Annotated in this window: 17 protein-coding genes; 1 reads left to right on the forward strand and 16 read right to left on the reverse strand. The window is 71.6% G+C overall.

The annotated features are described in order from the left end of the window. The first annotated feature begins 87 nt into the window (after nt 1–87). Nucleotides 88–915 carry an SDR family oxidoreductase gene (locus AB0G08_RS02130; RefSeq protein WP_358081830.1) on the forward strand — a complete coding sequence of 276 codons (828 nt, stop codon included), beginning with the start codon at nt 88–90 and terminating at the stop codon, nt 913–915. A 96-nt stretch (nt 916–1,011) separates the two neighbouring features. Here AB0G08_RS02130 and AB0G08_RS02135 read toward each other — a convergent pair whose 3' ends face one another. The 16 genes from AB0G08_RS02135 to AB0G08_RS02210 all read right to left on the reverse strand — a co-directional run bounded on the left by AB0G08_RS02135 (nt 1,012) and on the right by AB0G08_RS02210 (nt 18,004). Next, entirely contained in the window at nt 1,012–2,064 is a 1,053-nt protein-coding gene (locus tag AB0G08_RS02135) for a S1 family peptidase (RefSeq protein ID WP_358081833.1), read from the reverse strand. Between the two features lie 342 nt (nt 2,065–2,406). Then, nucleotides 2,407–3,399 (reverse strand): LacI family DNA-binding transcriptional regulator, encoded by a 993-nt coding sequence (locus AB0G08_RS02140; protein WP_358082229.1) that lies wholly within the window; start codon nt 3,397–3,399, stop codon nt 2,407–2,409. A 348-nt stretch (nt 3,400–3,747) separates the two neighbouring features. Continuing rightward, nucleotides 3,748–5,250, reverse strand: a complete 1,503-nt coding sequence (gene araA / locus AB0G08_RS02145; protein WP_358081836.1) for an L-arabinose isomerase — start codon at nt 5,248–5,250, stop codon at nt 3,748–3,750. A 24-nt stretch (nt 5,251–5,274) separates the two neighbouring features. After that, a complete protein-coding gene (gene yjfF, locus AB0G08_RS02150; RefSeq protein ID WP_358081839.1) occupies nt 5,275–6,267 on the reverse strand; it encodes a galactofuranose ABC transporter, permease protein YjfF in 993 nt (330 codons plus the stop codon). Then, the gene (locus AB0G08_RS02155) at nt 6,264–7,334 is read right to left on the reverse strand and encodes an ABC transporter permease (protein WP_358081842.1); all 1,071 of its coding nucleotides are present in this window, start codon (nt 7,332–7,334) and stop codon (nt 6,264–6,266) included. Before AB0G08_RS02155 ends, yjfF begins: the two co-directional genes overlap by 4 nt. After that, nucleotides 7,331–8,872, reverse strand: a complete 1,542-nt coding sequence (locus tag AB0G08_RS02160; protein WP_358081845.1) for a sugar ABC transporter ATP-binding protein — start codon at nt 8,870–8,872, stop codon at nt 7,331–7,333. The genes AB0G08_RS02155 and AB0G08_RS02160 overlap by 4 nt, the downstream gene beginning before the upstream one ends. Before the next feature lie 89 nt (nt 8,873–8,961). Then, a complete protein-coding gene (locus AB0G08_RS02165; protein WP_358081847.1) occupies nt 8,962–9,954 on the reverse strand; it encodes an ABC transporter substrate-binding protein in 993 nt (330 codons plus the stop codon). 133 nt (nt 9,955–10,087) lie between these two features. Further along, complete coding sequence (locus AB0G08_RS02170) at nt 10,088–10,771, reverse strand: L-ribulose-5-phosphate 4-epimerase (RefSeq protein ID WP_358081851.1); 684 nt, start codon at nt 10,769–10,771, stop codon at nt 10,088–10,090. Next, entirely contained in the window at nt 10,768–12,444 is a 1,677-nt protein-coding gene (araB, locus tag AB0G08_RS02175; protein WP_358081854.1) for a ribulokinase, read from the reverse strand. The genes AB0G08_RS02170 and araB overlap by 4 nt, the downstream gene beginning before the upstream one ends. A 326-nt stretch (nt 12,445–12,770) precedes the next feature. After that, a complete protein-coding gene (locus AB0G08_RS02180) occupies nt 12,771–14,291 on the reverse strand; it encodes a non-reducing end alpha-L-arabinofuranosidase family hydrolase (RefSeq protein WP_358081857.1) in 1,521 nt (506 codons plus the stop codon). A 275-nt stretch (nt 14,292–14,566) separates the two neighbouring features. Continuing rightward, nucleotides 14,567–15,064: a hypothetical protein gene (locus AB0G08_RS02185; protein WP_358081860.1), complete on the reverse strand. Its 498-nt coding sequence runs from the start codon at nt 15,062–15,064 to the stop codon at nt 14,567–14,569. 87 nt (nt 15,065–15,151) lie between these two features. Beyond that, nucleotides 15,152–15,325, reverse strand: a complete 174-nt coding sequence (locus tag AB0G08_RS02190) for a hypothetical protein (RefSeq protein WP_358081863.1) — start codon at nt 15,323–15,325, stop codon at nt 15,152–15,154. Next, nucleotides 15,322–16,257: a peptidoglycan-binding protein gene (locus AB0G08_RS02195; RefSeq protein WP_358081865.1), complete on the reverse strand. Its 936-nt coding sequence runs from the start codon at nt 16,255–16,257 to the stop codon at nt 15,322–15,324. Before AB0G08_RS02195 ends, AB0G08_RS02190 begins: the two co-directional genes overlap by 4 nt. Beyond that, nucleotides 16,254–16,799 carry a hypothetical protein gene (locus tag AB0G08_RS02200; RefSeq protein WP_358081867.1) on the reverse strand — a complete coding sequence of 182 codons (546 nt, stop codon included), beginning with the start codon at nt 16,797–16,799 and terminating at the stop codon, nt 16,254–16,256. Before AB0G08_RS02200 ends, AB0G08_RS02195 begins: the two co-directional genes overlap by 4 nt. Beyond that, nucleotides 16,796–17,386 (reverse strand): MauE/DoxX family redox-associated membrane protein, encoded by a 591-nt coding sequence (locus AB0G08_RS02205; protein WP_358081868.1) that lies wholly within the window; start codon nt 17,384–17,386, stop codon nt 16,796–16,798. Before AB0G08_RS02205 ends, AB0G08_RS02200 begins: the two co-directional genes overlap by 4 nt. Before the next feature lie 6 nt (nt 17,387–17,392). Beyond that, nucleotides 17,393–18,004, reverse strand: a complete 612-nt coding sequence (locus tag AB0G08_RS02210) for a hypothetical protein (protein ID WP_358081870.1) — start codon at nt 18,002–18,004, stop codon at nt 17,393–17,395. Between the last annotated feature and the right edge of the window lie 85 nt (nt 18,005–18,089).

Genomic DNA, 18,089 nt, shown 5'->3' on the forward strand with positions numbered 1-18,089 from the left:
CGACAGCCGATGCCCCTTCACTCGCGTCGACGGATCCTACAGTCTGCATCCGACAGGTAACCCATCGGATTGGGCAGGTCGAGGGCGATGGCGAAGCGTTGGTTGATCACGGGGTGTTCGAGCGGGCTCGGTCGGGCCCTCGCGGTCCGGCTCGCCGCCGAGGGGGAACAGGTGGTGGCGACGGCCCGACGGCCGGAGACCCTCGGCGCGTTGGTGGCCCGGCACCCGGGCAACGTGGTGGCCACCGCCCTGGACGTCCGGGATCCGGCGCAGTGCGCGGGGGCGGTCGAGCGGGCGGTGGACGCCTTCGGCGGCGTCGACGTCCTAATCAACAACGCCGCCTACGGCCAGTTCGGCACCTTCGAGGAGGTCTCCGACGCGGAACTCGCCGCCCAGTTCGACACCAACGTGTTCGGGCCGTGGCGGCTCACCCGGGCCGTGCTGCCGCTGTGGCGGGCCCAGCGCGGCGGGCACGCCATCTTCGTCAGCTCGGTCGCCGGCATGGTTCCCTTCCCCGGGCTGGCCGCGTACACGGCGAGCAAGTTCGCGGTGGAGGGCGCGGCCGAGTCGCTGGCCGCCGAGGCCGGGCACCTCGGGGTCAAGGTCACCATCCTGCAACCGGGCGGCTTCGCCACCGGGTACAGCGCCAACCTGATCATGCCGGAGCAGCGCATCGCGGACTACACGCCGGTCAGCGACGGCCTGCTCGGCGCGCTGCGCGGCATGAACACCAAGATCGAGGTGAACTCCCCCGCGCTCTTCGCGGACGTGGTCTGGCGGCTCAGTCAGCTGGAGTCGCCGCCGCTGCGGCTGCCGGTGGGACCGGACTCGGAGACGTTCCTGGAGGCCGCCTACGACGCGCGACGCAGCGAGTACGACCAGGTCGTCAAGGCGGGTCATCACACCCTCGCGTGACCCGGTGCGACGGTGCGGGCGGCCGGACCGGCCGCTTCGGCGCAGACACAGGGGCGGGGCCGCCGGTGTCCGGCGGCCCCGCTGGTGTGACGTCCCTCAGACGATCTCCACCCCGTAGACGCTCAGCGCCTCGGTGACCGGCTGGAAGTAGGTGGTCCCGCCGGAGGAACAGTTGCCGCTGCCACCGGAGGTCAGGCCCAGGGCGGTACTTCCGCTGAAGAGCGCGCCACCGCTGTCGCCCGGCTCGGCGCAGACCGTGGTGCGGATCAACCCGGTGACGCTGCCCTCGGCGTAGTTCACCGTGGCGTCGACCGCCTCGACCGCGCCGCCGTGCAGACCGGTGGTGCTGCCGGAGCGCTGCACCGACTGCCCGACGAAGGCGTCGGCCGCGCCGGTGATGTCCCGGGTGGTGCCGTCGTACAGGTAGACGCTGCCGTCGGCGGAGGCCGGGCTGGTGTGTCGCACGATGCCGTAGTCGTCGCCGGGGAAGCTGCCGGTACCGCCGGTGCCGAGCAGGCTGCCCTGCCCGGAGTCGGCGTACCAGTTGGCGGTGATGTCGGTGCAGTGCCCGGCGGTGAGGAAGTAGTGGGTGTCGCCGCTGCGGACGTTGAAGCCCAGCGAGCAGCGGCCACCACCCTCGGCGTAGATGGCCTCACCGCCGGCCGCCCGGGTGCTGAGCGTGCCGGACTCCCGCTGGATGCGGACGGTGCCGCCGAGCCGCTGCGCGACGGCCTCGACGCGTGCCAGCTTCGCGCCGGTCACCGTGCTGTCGACGGATACCACGACCTGGTTGGTCGCCGGATCGGTCCACCACGCGGTGCCTGGCACCCGCGCGGCGCCGTCCAGGGTGGCGGTGGCCCGGGCGAGGTCGCCCGCGCCGCGGGCGACAAGCTTCGGGGTCGCGCCGGCCGCGCGGACCTTGCGGGCAGCGGCGTCGTCGGTCACGGTGACGACCATGGCGCCGTCGGCCCCGGCGTACGCCCCACCGGAGCGGTCGCCGAGTGCGGCGGCGAGCGCGGCGGCTTGATCGGGGGAAGCGGGCGTAGCGGGTGCTGCCTGAGCGGGACCGCCGGTCAGCATGCCGACGACCAGCGCGCCGGCCACCGACAGTGCGGTGGCGTGGCGCAGCGGAGACCCGGAGTGTCGCATGTGGTACCTCCATGGAGCTGAGCACGGGCTGCCTTCCGGTAGCCCCGGGCACCCGATCGGTCGATGCGGCTCACCCGATCGGAGGCGTCGATCTATTCATAGGTCTCGTATTGATTGCAAGAGTGATGGTTGGTCTGACTCGGCCGCTTCTCATACCTTGGGCCCGGACAGCCCGACGAGTGGCGCCTGCGGCGATTAGTGGCTATTCGCGGAGACGTGGCAGGTCAGCAAGCCCGGCCCACGACCCACCGGGCGGCTCCGGTCGTCGGCCCCGACCGGATGGCGGGACACGGCCGCAGATCGAAAAAACCGCTGCCGCCGATGCCCGCGCGGGTGGGGTGCCTAGCGGCGCGGCGGGGCTGCCACGCTGTGGCGGGCGACCAGGGTCGGCGCGACCGTCTGCCGAAGCGGGCCGGCGACGTGCGACGACTCGATCTGGGCGAGCAGCATGTCCAGGCTCGCCCGGGCGACGGCGGCGAAGTCGGGCCGCACGGTGGTCAGCGGCGGGATGAAGTACGCCGCCTCCGGCACGTCGTCGAAGCCGACCACGCTGATCTCCTCCGGCACCCGTCGGCCGTGCTCGTACAGCGCCCGCAGCACGCCGAGCGCCAGGTGGTCGTTGGCGGTGAAGACCGCCGTGACCTCCGGCATCCGGGCCAGCATCTGCCCGCACCGGTAGCCGGCCGCCGCGGACCAGTCCGCGGGGACCAACGGCGGCACCTCGGCGCCCGCCGTCTGCAGGGCCTCCCGCCACCCTTCGATCCGGCCCGCGCTGTCGAACCAGTCGGGCGGACCGGAGACGTGCCAGACCGTGCGGTGCCCCGCGTCGAGGAGGTGCTGCGTGGCGGCCCGGGCACCGGCGGCCTGGTCGACCGTCACCAGCGGGATCGGCCGGCGCGGGTCACCGTCGACGGTCACCAGGGGCACGTCCTGCGGAAGCCGTTCGAGGGCCTCCCCGGCCGACTCCACCGGCGCGATCACGATGATGCCGGCGACCCGGTGCGCGAGATGCCGCTCCACCGCCGCCGAGATGGACCGGTGGTCCAGGTCGCTCACACTGCCGACGCTGACCGCGAAGCCCGCCTCGGCGGCCGCCTGTTCCAGGGCGGCCAGCAGCGACGCCGGGCCGTAGAGGGTGGTGTTCTGCGCGACCACACCGATCACCTGGGACCGGCCGGTCACCAGTGCCCGCGCGGCCCGGTTGGGCCGGTAGCCCAGCTCGGCGATCGCCGCCTGGACGCGAAGCCGGGTCTGCTCGCGCACGTTGGGGTGCCCGTTGAGGACCCGGGACACCGTCTGGTGGGAGACGCCGGCGAGGCGAGCCACGTCCGTCATCGCGGGACTACGCACGGCCACCTCACCTCCCCCGCCTGCCCGTCGGCGATCGCGCACGTCGACGTCGACGGGAGCGGCCTCGTGGTGCTGCATCCGCCCTCCCATCCGCCACGGCGACGTGTGCCGGGTGACCGAGGTTGGAACGCCGACAGTCTACGCCAGTTGCCCCGTCGTCCAGAGTGCGGCGGAGCCGACCGGGCCGGGCCCGGCGTTGCCCCCGCCGACGAGTCGGCGGGGAGCGTCTCCATTCGCCGTACGGCCGTCAGGCTGCCGCACCGCCGGGGACGGCGGCCGAGGTCACGGTGTCGTCGGCTGCTGACAGGGACCGGATCCGTCGGGGCGCGCGGGTCAGAACCCCCGGGCGAGCCGGTAGTAGGCCTGGTTCCACCGAATCTCGTTGGCAAGGCGGCGTGGGTCGGTGTGCGCGTCGATGACGACCAGTTCGGTCCTCGTCATCTCGGCCAGGTCGTGCAGCTCCTCCACGCCCACCGCCTGGGACAGCACGGTGTGGTGCGGGCCACCGGCGGTGATCCAGGCCTCCGCCGAGCCGGGCAGGTGCGGGCGGGGCCGCCACACGGCCCGCGCGACCGGCAGCCGGCGCAGCGGGTGCGGCGGCGCCACCACGTCGACCTCGTTGGCCACCAGCCGGAAGCGCTCCCCCATGTCCGCGAGGCCGAGCACCACCGCCGGTCCGGGGGCGGCGTCGAACACCAACCGGACGGGGTCCTCGCGCCCGCCGATGCTCAACGGGTGGATCTCCACCGTGGGGGTGTCACCGGCGATCGACGGGCACACCTCGAGCATGTGGGCGCCGAGCACCAGCTCGCTGCCGGGCGTGAGGTCGTAGGTGTAGTCCTCCATGAAGGACGTCCCACCCGTGACCCCGACCGCCATCGACTTGAGCGAGTGGACCAGCGCCGAGGTCTTCCAGTCGCCCTCACCGCCGAAGCCGTAGCCGTCGGCCATGAGGCGCTGCACGGCGATGCCCGGGAGCTGGCGCAGGCCGCCCAGGTCCTCGAAGTTCGTGGTGAAGGCCCGGAAGCCGCCGTCGTCCAGGAACGCGCGCAGGCCCAGCTCCTGGCGCGCGGCGTAGCGCAGCGAGAGGTGCCGTGCTCCGCCCGCCCGCAACTGCGGGTCGACCCGGAAGGTGTCGTCGTACTCCTCGACCAGCTCGTCGACCTGCGCGTCGGCCACCTGGTCGACGACCGCGACGAGGTCGTTGACGCCGTAGGTGTTTACCGAGACGCCGAAGCGCAGCTCCGCCTCGACCTTGTCGCCCTCGGTCACGGCCACGTCGCGCATGTTGTCGCCGAAGCGCGCCAGCCGCAGCGAACGCATCGCCGAGTAGCCGAGCGCGGCCCGGGCCCAGGCGCCGATCCGGGCGGTCACCCGGGGGTCGCTGACGTGCCCGGCGACGGTCTTGCGGGCGACGCCGAGCCGGGTCTGGATGAAGCCGAACTCGCGGTCGCCGTGCGCGGCCTGGTTGAGGTTCATGAAGTCCATGTCGATCTCGTCCCAGGGCAGCAGGACGTTGGCCTGGGTGTGCAGGTGCAGCAGCGGCGTCCGCAGAGCGTCCAGACCGGCGATCCACATCTTGGCCGGCGAGAAGGTGTGCATCCAGGCGATCACCCCGACCGCACCCTGCGCGGCGGCGTCCCGACACGCCTCGAGGATGTCGGCGCCGGAGGTGAGGACCGGCTTCCAGACCACCCGGAGCGGGATCTGCGGCGAGCCGTCGAGCTGCGCGGCGATCTGCCGGGACTGGTCGGCGACCTGCCGGAGGGTGTCCGCGCCGTACAGGCCCTGGCTGCCGGTGAGGAACCAGACCTCGGGTTCAGGATGCGTTGCCATGCCTTTGCCTTCCGAGAGGGGCGGTCACTTGAGGCGGATGCCGACGAGGCGCTGGAGGAGGATGAAGGCGAAGAGCAGGCCACCGATCACGATCCTCGTCCACCAGGAGTTGAGGCTCCCGTCGAAGGTGATCAGGGTCTGGATCACGCCGAGCACCAGCACACCGAGCACGGTGCCGAAGACGTAGCCGGACCCGCCGGTGAGCACGGTGCCGCCGATGACGACGGCCGCGATCACGTCCAGTTCCATGCCGATGGCGATCAGCGGCGCCCCGGAGAGCGTGTAGAACGACAGCAGGATGCCGCCGATGGCCGAGCACAACCCGCTGACCGTGTAGACGGCGATCCGGGTGCGCCCCACCGGCAGGCCCATCAGCACCGCCGACTGCGGGTTGCCGCCGATCGCGTACACGTTGCGGCCGAAGCGGGTGTATGTCAGCACGTACGCGGCGACGAGCACCACCGCGAACGCGATCAGGACGCTGATCGACACGAAGTTGCCCCCGGGATCGCCGATGCGCTCCTGGGAGACGGCCGTCCAGAACCCGTCGGTGACGGGGATGGACGCGTCACTGATGAACGTGCACATGCCCCGGGCGAAGAACATCCCGGCGAGGGTGACGATGAACGGCTGGATCTCGAAGAAGTGGATCGCGCAGCCCATCAGGAACCCGAGGGTCGGACCGATCAGCAGCGCGACGACCAGCACCAGGGCCGCGGGCAATCCGTCCTGGAGCAGCGAGGCCGACACCATCGCGGTCATCGCGACGACGGAGCCGACCGACAGGTCGATGCCGCCGGTGAGGATCACGAAGGTCATGCCGACCGCCACGACCAGCAGGAACCCGTTGTCGATGAAGACGTTGAACACGACCTGGACGTTGGAGAACGCGCGGTACTGGGACACGCCGACGCCGTACATGACCAGCAGCAGGGCGAGCGTGGCCAGGACCGGGACGTGCCGGCGGGGCACCCCGGGCCGCCAGGTGCGGCCGGTGGTCAGCGACGTACCGCTCATGCCGGCACCTGCTCCTTCTCCCGTCGCGCCGCCGCGGACCCGGGTGTGGATGCGCCCCGTCGGCGGCGGAACCTGGCCCGGAACGCCGGCGACTGGATGAGGCAGACGGCGATGACGACGACCGCCTTGAACAGCAGGGCCGTCTGCGGCGAGATGTTCAAGGCGTAGACCGAGGTGGTGAGGGTCTGGATGATCAGCGCGCCGAGGACGGTGCCGCCGAGGGAGAACCGGCCGCCGGCGAGTGAGGTGCCGCCGATGACCACCGCGAGGATCGCGTCGAGCTCCACCCAGAGACCGGCGGCGTTGCCGTCGGCGCTGGACACGTTCGCCGTCATCATGAATCCGGCGATCGCGGCGCAGGCGGCGCTGACCACGTACACGAGGAAGACGACGCGCCCGGAGCGGATGCCGGCCAGCCGGCTCGCCTCGGCGTTGCCCCCGACCGACTCGACGATCAGGCCGAGCGCGGTGCGACGGGTGACGGCGGCGATGAGCAGGGCCGCCGCGAGCGCGATGAGGATGGCCAGCGGCAGGGTCAGGAAGTGTCCGAGCCCGACCGCCCGGTACGGGCCGGAGTTGATCGTGATGATCTGGCCCTCGGTGACCAGCTGCGCGAGCCCTCGGCCGGCCACCATGAGGATCAGCGTGGCGATGATGGGCTGGATGCCGATGACGGCGACCAGCACCCCGTTCCAGGCGCCGAGCACGAGCGCGGCGCCGAGGGCCAACGCCAGCGCCGTCAGGACGGTCGACGGGCTGTCCTGGTCGGACGCCTCGCTGATGTGCAGGCAGGCGATGGCGCCGCTGATCGCGCAGAGCGAGCCGACGGAGAGGTCGATGCCGCCGGTGGCGATGACGAGGGTCATGCCCAGCGCGACCAGGATCAGCGGGGCGCTCAGCCGGAGGATGTCGACCAGGGTGCCGTAGAGCTGCCCGTTCTTGACCTCGACGGCGAGGAAGCCGGGCCGGTGGACCGTGTTGGCCAGGATCATGACCAGCAGCACGAGTACCGGCCAGAACAGGCGGTGGCCGGTCAGCGGCCGGAGGCGGTCGGCGACGGCGGTCATCGGATCGCCTCCGCACTGCCGGTTCCGCGGGCGATGGTCCGCATGACGCGGTCGGCGTCGAGGGTGTCGTCATTGTCGAGTTGGGCGACCATCGTCCGGTCACGCATGACGGCGACGCGATGGCTCAGCCGCAGCACCTCCTCCAGCTCGGCGGAGATGAACAGCACCGCCATACCGTCGTCGGAGAGCTGGACCACCAGTTTCTGGATCTCGGCCTTCGCCCCGATGTCGATCCCGCGGGTCGGCTCGTCGAGGATCAGCAGACGCGGCTCGGTGATGAGCCAGCGGGCCAGGAGCACCTTCTGCTGGTTGCCGCCGGAGAGGTTGCGCACCGGCAGGTCCGGGTTCGCCGGCCGGATGCCGAGCGCCCGGACGTACTTCTCGACCAGCTCGTCCTGCCGGCGGCGGGGAACCGGCCGCAGCCAACCGCGGGCCGCCTGCATCGCGAGGATCATGTTCTCCCGCACCGACAGCTCGGGGATGACGCCCTCCGCACGGCGGTTCTCGGAGCAGAACCCGACGCCGCGGGCGATGGCCTGGCCCGGGTGACGCAACTGCGTCCCGCCGCCGTCGATGGCGACCCTGCCGTGGTCGGCGCGGTCGGCGCCGAACAGCAGACGCGCCACCTCGGTGCGGCCGGAGCCGAGCAGGCCGGCGAGCCCGACCACCTCACCGGCGTGGATCCGCAGGCTGAAGGGGGCGACCGCGCCGTCGCGGCCCAGCGCCGACGCGTCCACCAGCGGTACCGCGTCGGACCGCACGGCGACGGTACGCTTCTGTTGCCCGTCGAGGCGCTCCAGGACGTCGAGCTCCTTGCCGATCATCTTCTCGACGAGGCTCAACTGCGGCAGCTCGTCGGTCCGGTACTCCCCCACCAGGGCGCCGTTGCGCAGCACCGTGATGCGATCGGCGATGCCGTAGACCTGGTCGAGGAAGTGCGTCACGAACAGGATGCCGATGCCCTCGTCGCGCAGTTGCCGCATGATGCGGAACAGTTGCGCGACCTCACCTGCGTCCAGGCTGGACGTCGGCTCGTCCAGGATCAGCACCCGGGAACGCACGTCGATCGCCCGGGCGATGGCGACCATCTGCTGCACCGCCAGGGAGTACGTCCCGAGCTGCGCGCCGACGTCCACGTCGAGGTCCAGCCGGGCCAGCAGTTCCCGCGCCCGCCGGCGCATCTCGCCCCAGCGGATCGCGCCGAGGCGGCGAGGCTCGCGGCCGATGAAGATGTTCTCCGCCACGGACAGGTTGGCGCAGAGGTTGACCTCCTGGTAGACGGTGCTCACACCGGAGGCCGACGCCTGCATCGGGCCGCTGAAGGTGACCTGCTCACCGTCGAGGACGACGGTGCCCTCGTCGATGGCGTGCACGCCGGTCAACACCTTGATCAGGGTCGACTTGCCGGCGCCGTTCTCGCCCATCAGGGCGTGCACCTCGCCCGGGAACAGCCGGAAGTCGACGTCGTGGAGCGCGCGTACCCCGGGGAAGGTCTTGCTGATCCCGGTCATGGTCAGGACCGGACGGCTACCCGTCATCTGATCGGACCTCTTCTGGAGAGTGGCGGTACGAGAAGGGCCAGCGACGAGCCGGGGGCGCCGTCAGCGCACGGCGCCCCCGGCGTCGGTCAGTACCTGCGGTTGGGCAGCGCCTCCTTGGCCTGCTCCTGGGTGAAGGTGGTCTCCTCGGTCTCGATCCGGGCGGGCACCTCCTCGCCGGCGTGGACCTTCTTCGCCAGGTCCATCAGCTGGGGGCCGAGCAGCGGGCTGCACTCGGCGATGAAGTTGAACCTGCCGTCCGCGAGCGCCTGCATGCCGTCCTTCACCGCGTCGATGGTGATGATGGTGATGTCCTTGCCGGGCACCTTGCCGGCCGCGGTGATCGCCTCCAGCGCGCCCAGACCCATGTCGTCGTTGTGCGCGAAGAGCACGTCGATCTTCGGGTTGGCCTTGAGGAACTGCTCCATCACCTGCTTGCCGTCGGCCCGCTTGAAGTCGCCCGACTGCGAGGCGACGACCTTCAGGTTCGGGTTGGCGGCGATCGCCTTGGCGAAGCCCTCCTTGCGGTCGTTGGCCGGCGCCGAGCCCGTCGTGCCCTGCAACTCGACGATGTTCACCGGGCCGCTGGCGCCCCTGGTCTGCTCCACCAGCCACTCGCCGGCCAGCCGGCCCTCCTTGACGAAGTCCGACCCCAGGAAGGTCTTGTAGAGGGACCTGTCGGCCGAGTCGACGGAGCGGTCGGTCAGGATCACCGGGATGTCGGCGTCCCTGGCCTCCTTGAGCACGGTGTCCCAACCGGACTCCACCACCGGCGAGAAGGCGATGACGTCCACCTTCTGCTGGATGAAGTTCCGGATCGCCTTGATCTGGTTCTCCTGCTTCTGCTGCGCGTCGTCGAACTTCAGCTCGATCCCCGCCTCGGTGGCGGCTTCCTTGATCGAGGTGGTGTTCGCCGTCCGCCAGCCGCTCTCGGCGCCGACCTGCGAGAAGCCCAGCGTGATCCTGCCGTCGTCGGCGGAGCCGCCGCCGGTGTCGCTGTTACCGCAGGCCGCCACGCTGCCGGCGAGCAGCACGCCGACGACGGCTGCGATGATCGTGCCTGCCGTTCTCCTGGTTCTCATCGGTTCTCCTCGGGTCGGGGAAGTCCGGACACGTGGCCTGCGCGCCGGTGCCCGGACGTGGTGATGGCGTTGGTGCGAGAAGAGGCCGTGCCGGCCGGGTGAAGGGCGATCAGGAGCGTGGTGGCGTTCCCGGTCACCCGGTGGCCGAGCGCTGGCCGTAGACGTTCTGGTACCGGTCGTGGAGCGCGGTGATGTCGGCCTGCGCCATCGGCAGCGGCTGCCCCAGCGCCCGGGCCAGGTGCGCGGTGCGGGCGACGTCCTCGCACATCACCGCGGCCTTGACGGCCGCACGGGCGTCCCTGCCGATCGTGAAGACCCCGTGGTTGCGCATGAGCACCGCGGGCGAACGGTGCCCGGACAGGGTGCTGACGATCCCCTTGCCGATGTCGTCCCCGCCGATCAGCGCGAACGGGCCCACCGGGATCTCCCCGCCGAACTCGTCGGCTTGCGCCGTCAACCAGCACGGGATGGACTCGCCCCGCGCCGCCCATGCGGTGGCGTAGCCGCTGTGGGTGTGCACGACGCCACCGACCTGTGGCATGGCCCGGTAGACGTAGGCGTGGGCGGCGGTGTCGCTGGACGGCGCCTTGTCCCCGTCGACCACGGTCCCGTTCAGATCGCAGACGACCATGGTCTCCGCCGTCAGGGCGTCGTAGTCGACACCGCTCGGCTTGATCACCATGAGGTCCTGGCCCGGCACCCGCGCCGAGACGTTGCCGGCGGTCCAGGCGACCAGCGCGTACCGGGTCAACTCGCCGTGCAGGCGGGCCACCGTCTCCCGCAGGGCGCTGACCTGCCGCGCCGCGTCGGTGTTCATCCGACCACCTCCAGGACGGCTTCACCCGGCGCCGCGGCGGCGGCGTTCCGGATCGCCCGCAGGCGGAGCATGACGTCGTCGCCGCCGCGACCGAAGTGGTCGTGGAGCGTCCGGTACTCGGCGTACAGGGCGTCGTACGCCCGCACGTTGTCGGGGTCCGGCTGGTACACGCCCTCATCCACCCGGCCCATCGCCTCCGAGGCCCGGTGGACGTTCGGGTACGCCCCGGCGGCGACCGCCGCGTGGATCGCCGAGCCGAGCGCCGGCCCCTGGGCGGAGCCGATGATGCTCAACGGGCGGTTGGTGACGTCGGCGTAGATCTGCATGAGCAGCCGGTTCGAGGTGAGACCACCGGCGACGACCAGGTCGTCCACCGGCACACCGGCCTCGACGAACGCCTCGATGATCATCCGGGTGCCGAACGCCGTGGACTCGAGCAGTGCCCGGTAGACGTCCTGCGGCCGGGTGGCCAGGGTCAGCCCGACGATCATCCCGCTGAGGTCGTGGTTGACCAGCAGCGACCGGTTGCCGTTCCACCAGTCCAGCGCGATCAGGCCGTGTGCGCCGACCGGTTGGCTGGCGGCCAGCTCGGTGAGGCGCTCGTGCGACGCGATCCCGGCCGGGGCGGCCTGCTCGACGAACCACCCGAAGATGTCCCCGACCCCGCTCTGCCCGGCCTCGTGACCCCACGCGCCCGCGCTGACGCCGCCGTCGACCACGCCACACATCCCCGGCACCTCGGCGGGACGGGCGCCGTTGACCACGTGGCAGGTGGAGGTGCCCATGATGGCCACCAGTCGACCGGGCTCCAAGGCCCGCGCGGCGGCCGCGGTGACGTGCGCGTCGACGTTGCCGACCGCGACCGCGACACCCGCCGGCAGCCCGGTCCAGGCGGCGGCGCGGGCGCCGAGGGGCCCGGCCCGCTCGCCCAGCGGCAGCAGCGGACCGTCCAACTTGGTCGCGAAGTCGGCGAAGCCCGGGTCGAGCGCGGTCAGGAAGTCAGTCGACGGGTACCGGCCGTCCTGCCGGATGCCCTTGTACCCGGCGGTGGACACGTTGCGGGTCTCCGCGTCGCACAACTGCCACACGATCCAGTCGGCGGCCTCGACGAAGCGTTCGGCGCGGCGGTAGATTTCCGGATCCTCCTCGAGGATCTGCAGGCCCTTGGCGAACTGCCACTCGGCGGAGATCCTGCCGCCGTAGCGGCCGATCCACGGCTCGTTCCGCTCGTGGGCCAACGCGTTGATGCGGTCGGCGTGCGGCTGGGCCGCGTGGTGCTTCCACAGCTTCACCCAGGCGTGCGGGCGGTGGCGCAGCTCCGGAACCTCGCACAGGGGGGTGCCGTCGGCGAGCGTCGGCAGAACCGTGCAGGCGGTGAAGTCGGTGCCGATGCCGATCACCTGCGACGGGTCCACGCCGGCGTCGGCCAGAGCGGCGGGGACTGCGCGCCGCAGGACGTCGCGGTAGTCCTGCGGGTCCTGCAGGGCCCAGTCGGGGGGCAGTGCCGGGCCGCCGTCGGGGAGCTCGGCTTCGATCACGCCGTGGCGGTACGCGTGCACCGCCGTCCCGACCTCCGCGCCATCGCGAACCCGCACCACCAGGGCCCGCCCGGAGAGGGTGCCGTAGTCGACCCCGACCACGTACCGCTCGCCCGTACCGTCCACACCGCTCATGACCACCTCCGATCGACGACCGACCTAGTGTTAACGCTCACATCCATCGTCGTCAAGATGTTGGTGGGCAAACAGCCTCAATGGAAGGACAGGCGGGGCGTTCGGCGCGCACCGGTGGCATCACGGCCACCGTCACCTGCCTGCGGAGAAGCACTCCCGACCGGCCGCACGCCGCCGCGTGGACCGGGGCGGGCTCGACCTTGCGCCGAGCCCGCCCCTCCGGTCCCACCCCGATCCCGGTCGGGAGCGGTGGCAACGTTCACCGCGCGACACCACACCGCTCGCGCGCACGTCAGGAACGTCCGGACCGGACCTGTGCCGCGCCGTCAGCGCTGCAGTGTCAGCAGACCCGGCCGGTACGGCAGGAGGCCGTAGTCGCCACCGGAGTCGGGAGAGCGGCCCTGGTAGAGCAGCTGCAGGTTGCAGGGATCGACGGTCATGGTCTGATCGGCGTTGCCGCGAATGAGCTCGCCGTGGCTGATGTCGTTGGTCCAGGTGGCGCCGCTGTTGGCCTTGCCGGCGAAGGGGTTGCTCTCGGTCGCGGCCTGCGGCGTCCACGTACCGCCCAGACTGGTGGCCGTGAACGAGCGGAAGTAGCGACCCTGCGAACCGATCGCCTCGACGAGCATGAGGTACCGGTCCTGACCCTGGAGCTTGTAGACCTGCACGGCCTCGAACAGGTTGTTCGTCGTGTCACTCATGATCACCGTCGAGGTGGAGCCGAAACTGCCCGGGAAGTTGCCGATGGGCATGCTGGCCCGGTAGATCCTGCCGTTGTCCCCGGCGAAGAACAGGTACATGTTCGTGCTGTCACCGATGACCGCCTGGTCGATGGGCCCCGTACCGGAGCCGGAGATGCTTCCGGAGAAGAGCACCTGCTCCGACGACCAGCCATTCGGGTTGGTGGGGTCGCTCGAGGTCCGGTAGGAGAAGGCGGTCCCGCCCCACTGATAGGCGAGCACCCAGATGTTCCTCGGGGCGAAGTAGAAGAGCGTGGGCGCGACGGCGGAGAAGGACATCGCGTTCTGGCTGGCCGAGGCCATCTCGGACCAGTTCGTGAAGAGGCCGAAGTTCATCGAACCCCACCTCGTCCCGGTGTCGTGCGTGGTCGCGTAGACCAGGTGCCGGCCGTTGTAGGGGGCGTGGGTGAAGTCCTTCAGCGACACCCACCCCGACCTCGGGTTCGCCAACGAACCGGTCGACGTCCAGCGGTACGTCGAGGGCAGGGCGCACGTGCCGGGCGGCGGCGTGGTGGGGCTTCCCCCGCCGTCGACGCGGACGAGTTGCCACTGCTGGTTGCTGCCGTTCCAGTCGTCGTACTGCACGATGCTCGCGCCGTCGGCGGTCGAGGCGCCCTGCACCTCCACCACCTTGTTGCTGTTCCGGTTGATCAGGCGGACGTAGCCGCCGGCGGAGTCGGCCAACCGGAACTGCTGATTGGCCGAGTTGTTGTCGGCCCACTGCACGATGCTGCCACCGTTGGCCGTCGAGAAGTTGTAGACGTCCAGCACCTTGCCGGACAGCCGCGAGCGCAACCGGTAGTAGCCACCGCCCGAGTCCACGAACTGCCACTGTTGCTGGTTGCCGTTGTTCCGCGCCCACTGCACGATCCGCGCGCCGTCGTTCGTGGCCAGGTTGTACACGTCCAGTGCCTTGCCGCTGTTGCGGTTGACCAACACGTACCACGCGCCGGTGTCGACCGTCGCCGCGGCGACTGGTGACGACGACGCCACCGCCGCGGCGACGCCACCGACCAGCACGGCCACGCCGGCGGCGACGACCCGCAGCAACCACCCGCGCCGCCGCGACGGCGGCGCGATCGTCAGAGACCTACCAGATGCGGACATGATCCTCCCTCGATGACAAGAGCCAGCGGGCTACCCGGAGATGGGCGCAGCACGACGCGTGACGCGCGCGGCACCGTGGAAGTGAGCGCTAACACCACCCGCTCGGCTCGGCGCGCGCCTGATCCGGGTCCGACGAGGAGGGCTTGCCCGGTAAGCCGCACTGTCGTCGCCCTTAGACATCGACTGTGAGCGATAACATGCCGTCCGTCAAGTCGTGGCCGGCCGGCTTCGTCAGGCGGCGGCCGGCCTGCTGACCACGGACCGTCGCGCCGCGCTCAGAACTGCCGCACGGCCAGCAGGCCGAGGGCGGCCACGAGCACGACGCCCGCCGTGACGGTGATCGTCCGGATCCGCACCCGGAGGTCGGCGTCCCACCTGTCGCCGGTGCCGGCGGCGCGGCGGGCCAGCGGCGTCAACGCGCGTCCGACACCGAATCCGATCCCGGCGAGCATCGCGACATGCAGGCGCTGACCGCCGAGCAGCAGGGCGACCGCCAGCACGTACGGGGCGCTCGCCGAGACGTAGGTGCGGACTCCGGTGCCCATCTCGAAGCCGAACTGCAGCGCCCCGCGCCGCAGGCTGCGCTGAAGCACGTCCTGCGGCACCTGCCGGGCGTTCTGGGGCAGCCGGATGGACACCAGGCCCACCTCGCGGAGCAGCCCCAGCACCGCCACCGCCACGATGCCCGCGTACCGCCACGGCACGGGCAGCGGAGCGGACAGGCCGGAGAGCAACCCCAGCACCAGTCCGCTGAGCAGGCCACCGGCGACCAACCCCGCGACGAACAGGGTCAGGACGACGCCCTGCCGATCTCGATCCCGCCACCCGGGCGAGGCCAGCGCGTGCGCGCTGTTGTGCGTTCAAACGGAGCCGGAGAGCGTGTAACCCGCGAGCCCCCCGATCATCGCCCAGGTGAGCACGTGTCCGTACGCGGCGGCGGCCAGCGCACCGGCGACGAGCAGCACGAGGGGTACGAGGGGGTCGCCGGCCCGGCGCAGTGCCGCGCGGGCATGCCCCGGCAGCGTCCGGGTCATACGGCGGCGCCGGTCAGCGTCCGCCAGGAGTTGACCCCGATCACGCCGTCGACCGTCAGCCCGTTCTGCCGCTGGAAGTCGCGCGCCGCGCTGTCCGTCGCCGGGCCGAAGGACCCGTCGACCACCAGCGCGTAGCCGCGCCTGTTCAGCTGGCGCTGCGCGGCGCTGACGGCGTGGCCGCTGTTCCCGGAGCGGACCGTGAGCACGAGCGCCGGCCAGGTCGTCGCGTTGACGACACCGGTGGCCCCGAGGCCCGCCGCCGCCTGGAAGCTCTTCACCTTCGCCTCGGTGTCGCTGCCGAAGATCCCGTCGATCTCGGTGGCGTACCCGCGGGCGGTCAGCAGGTGCTGCACGGTGTAGACGTTCACCCCGGTGTTGCTGCGCTGGGTGGTGGGCCAGCTGGCCGTGCCCAGGCAGCCGCACTTGGTGTTCCAGCGGCAGATCGACTTCACCCAGCCCGAGCTGGTCTTCTTGTACCCGTCGTGGCACCGGCGTTCGACCGAGCAGGCGCAGGCGCCGCACGCCCCGTTGTAGGCCCACAGCCAGCCGTCGTAGGTGCCGCCGTAGCACTGGTTCGGCCGCAGGATCCAGGTGACGCCGTCGTTCTTGTGGAATCCGGTGTACGTCCCGCTGGTGTTGCAGGAGTCGGCGAAGATCGTGCTCGGGCCACACCCCGGTGAGCAGTTGTGGTCGCTGGCGTACGTCGGGCATCCGGCATAGATCGTGTAACCGTCGGCGTACGCGCGGCGGGCCGCCGGGAACACACTGAGCGCGGCCATTCCCACCGCGGTGCCCGCCCGGAGCAGGGTGCGTCGCGACAGCTCCCACCCCGCGCGCCTCCGGCCGCCCGGCTGCACCGGCACCCGCCGGACGGCGGGCCCGGTCCCCGGGTCGTCTCCGCGCAACCAGGGCACGGCGTCGATACCGGTCATGCCCGGCCTCCCTGATTCGTGGCGGCCGTCGGTGCGGAGCCGCCGGGTGGGCTGTCGACTTCGTCGAGCAGGCGGTGCAGTGCCGCGCGGGAGCCGAGCGGCTCGGCGCGGAGCACCCGCCCGGCCTGGTCGACGACGGTGGCGAACGGGGTGGCGAGGGCGTCGTACCGCTCGAACAGTTCCGCCTGCCCGCCGAGCACGGTGATCGGCAGCTCCGCCGCCCGCGCCGGAGGGTCCTCCCGGTAGAGGACCCGGAACTCCAGGCCGGGGCGGACGTGGTCGCTCGCCTCGGCCAGCACCTCGGTGCACGTCCCGCAGTCGGGCTCGAGGAAGAGCAGCACCAGCGGAACCGCCGGGGTCGGCGGGGCCAGCCGGGCGAATCCGGGGGCCGGCGCGCCCGGCCGCAGACCGACCGACTCGGGGCGACGCTGCACCGCCCCGCTCGACAGCGCGTGCACCTGGCGTACCAGGCCCGAGACCGTGAAGGCCAGCAGAAGTATCGCGATCCAGCTCAGGATCAGTGCGCTGGTCTGGAAGCTCATCCGGGCAGCCCTCCCTCTGTCGTGCCAATGGCCCGGCCGGTGGTGGGCCGCCGGGCTGTCGCCGTCGCCGGCTCGTACATCGCGGCGGGCAGGTGCCACAGCAGCGCGGTGAACGTGGCGGAGGCCAGCAGCACGACGGCGAGCGAGGCGTCGGCCCGGTACGCCGGAACGATCGAGTCGGACAGGAGCAGCGCGACCAGGGCCAGCCCGGCGAGGATCGACGCTCGTGCCACCACCCAGCCGGTCATCGGCAGTTCCACCCGGGAGCATCCGCACGACCCGGCGCGCCCGGTCGACCTCACGTGCAGGCCGTAGCCGGCGTACAGGGCGAGTAGCGCGACGCTGCCGACGAGGACGGCGACGAGCGGGCCCCGGCCGCCGGGGTGGAACAGCGCCACGATCCCGGCGCCGGCGAGCAGTCCTTCGCCGGCGATGGCGACGGCGGCGACCGCGACCGGAGCCGGAAGCACCCGGTGCGCGGCCAGGGCCTCGGCGAGCGCCGCCGGCCGCGACAGGTGCTCGGCGGTGCTGACGAGCAGGGTGAACAGGACGGTGTACGTGGCCACGCCGGCCAGCAGTCCGGACACCCCGACCTACCGGGCCCTCTGGACGCGGAGCCGGTCGACCAGGGTGGGCACCTGCTCAATGTCCGTGTCGCCGAACGGCACCAGGCTGAGCCAGGCGTCCGCCGCGGCCAGCACGAAGTAGGGCTGCCCGTCGGGCAGGACGTCCCGGAAGAGCTCGCCCGCCTGCGTCCGCAGGCCGCGCCAGGAGGGCAGTTGCCCGACACGCCGCTTGGTGAGCGGTGCGATCTCCAGCAGGCCGAGCCCGGGCACCTCCTTGAGCACGGTGGCGGGTTCGGCGAACTCGGCCCCGGTCTTCGAGGTCGGGCGCAGGGCCAGCCCGTCGTCGTGCTCCTCGACGCGCAGCGTCCGCAACGCGCCGAGCAGGTCGGTGGTCGCCGCGCCGTACATCTCGGTGAAGAAGCAGTGTCGCCGTCCCCGCCAGACCGCCACGAGCCGCTCCTCGGCCAACTGGATCTGCGGGTCGTAGGACCGGATCCGCGCGGTCAGCAGCGTTCCGCCCTGGTAGGTGAGTTCCTCGTCGAACGTCTCGACGCCGAGCGTCCGGGCCACGTCGTCCGCGAGCCCGATCGAGCCGGCCGTGAACTCGTGCAGTCGGCCACCGATCGTCACGTCGGCCACGGATGTGAACGGTGCGCTGAGGTCGAGTGAGCCGTCGAGCTGGAATCGGCCTTGGTCGATCGCCCGATGGATCACCGGCGCCCCT

Source organism: Micromonospora sp. NPDC023644 (genome assembly GCF_040640115.1).
GTDB lineage: Bacteria > Actinomycetota > Actinomycetes > Mycobacteriales > Micromonosporaceae > Micromonospora.

Coding starts and splice junctions, on each gene's coding strand:
- AB0G08_RS02130 (WP_358081830.1), top strand. CDS start 88: ATGGCGAAGCGTTGGTTGATCACGGGGTGTTCGAGCGGGCTCGGTCGG.
- AB0G08_RS02135 (WP_358081833.1), bottom strand. CDS start 2,064: ATGCGACACTCCGGGTCTCCGCTGCGCCACGCCACCGCACTGTCGGTG.
- AB0G08_RS02140 (WP_358082229.1), bottom strand. CDS start 3,399: ATGACGGACGTGGCTCGCCTCGCCGGCGTCTCCCACCAGACGGTGTCC.
- araA (WP_358081836.1), bottom strand. CDS start 5,250: ATGGCAACGCATCCTGAACCCGAGGTCTGGTTCCTCACCGGCAGCCAG.
- yjfF (WP_358081839.1), bottom strand. CDS start 6,267: ATGAGCGGTACGTCGCTGACCACCGGCCGCACCTGGCGGCCCGGGGTG.
- AB0G08_RS02155 (WP_358081842.1), bottom strand. CDS start 7,334: ATGACCGCCGTCGCCGACCGCCTCCGGCCGCTGACCGGCCACCGCCTG.
- AB0G08_RS02160 (WP_358081845.1), bottom strand. CDS start 8,872: ATGACGGGTAGCCGTCCGGTCCTGACCATGACCGGGATCAGCAAGACC.
- AB0G08_RS02165 (WP_358081847.1), bottom strand. CDS start 9,954: ATGAGAACCAGGAGAACGGCAGGCACGATCATCGCAGCCGTCGTCGGC.
- AB0G08_RS02170 (WP_358081851.1), bottom strand. CDS start 10,771: ATGAACACCGACGCGGCGCGGCAGGTCAGCGCCCTGCGGGAGACGGTG.
- araB (WP_358081854.1), bottom strand. CDS start 12,444: ATGAGCGGTGTGGACGGTACGGGCGAGCGGTACGTGGTCGGGGTCGAC.
- AB0G08_RS02180 (WP_358081857.1), bottom strand. CDS start 14,291: ATGTCCGCATCTGGTAGGTCTCTGACGATCGCGCCGCCGTCGCGGCGG.
- AB0G08_RS02190 (WP_358081863.1), bottom strand. CDS start 15,325: ATGACCCGGACGCTGCCGGGGCATGCCCGCGCGGCACTGCGCCGGGCC.
- AB0G08_RS02195 (WP_358081865.1), bottom strand. CDS start 16,257: ATGACCGGTATCGACGCCGTGCCCTGGTTGCGCGGAGACGACCCGGGG.
- AB0G08_RS02200 (WP_358081867.1), bottom strand. CDS start 16,799: ATGAGCTTCCAGACCAGCGCACTGATCCTGAGCTGGATCGCGATACTT.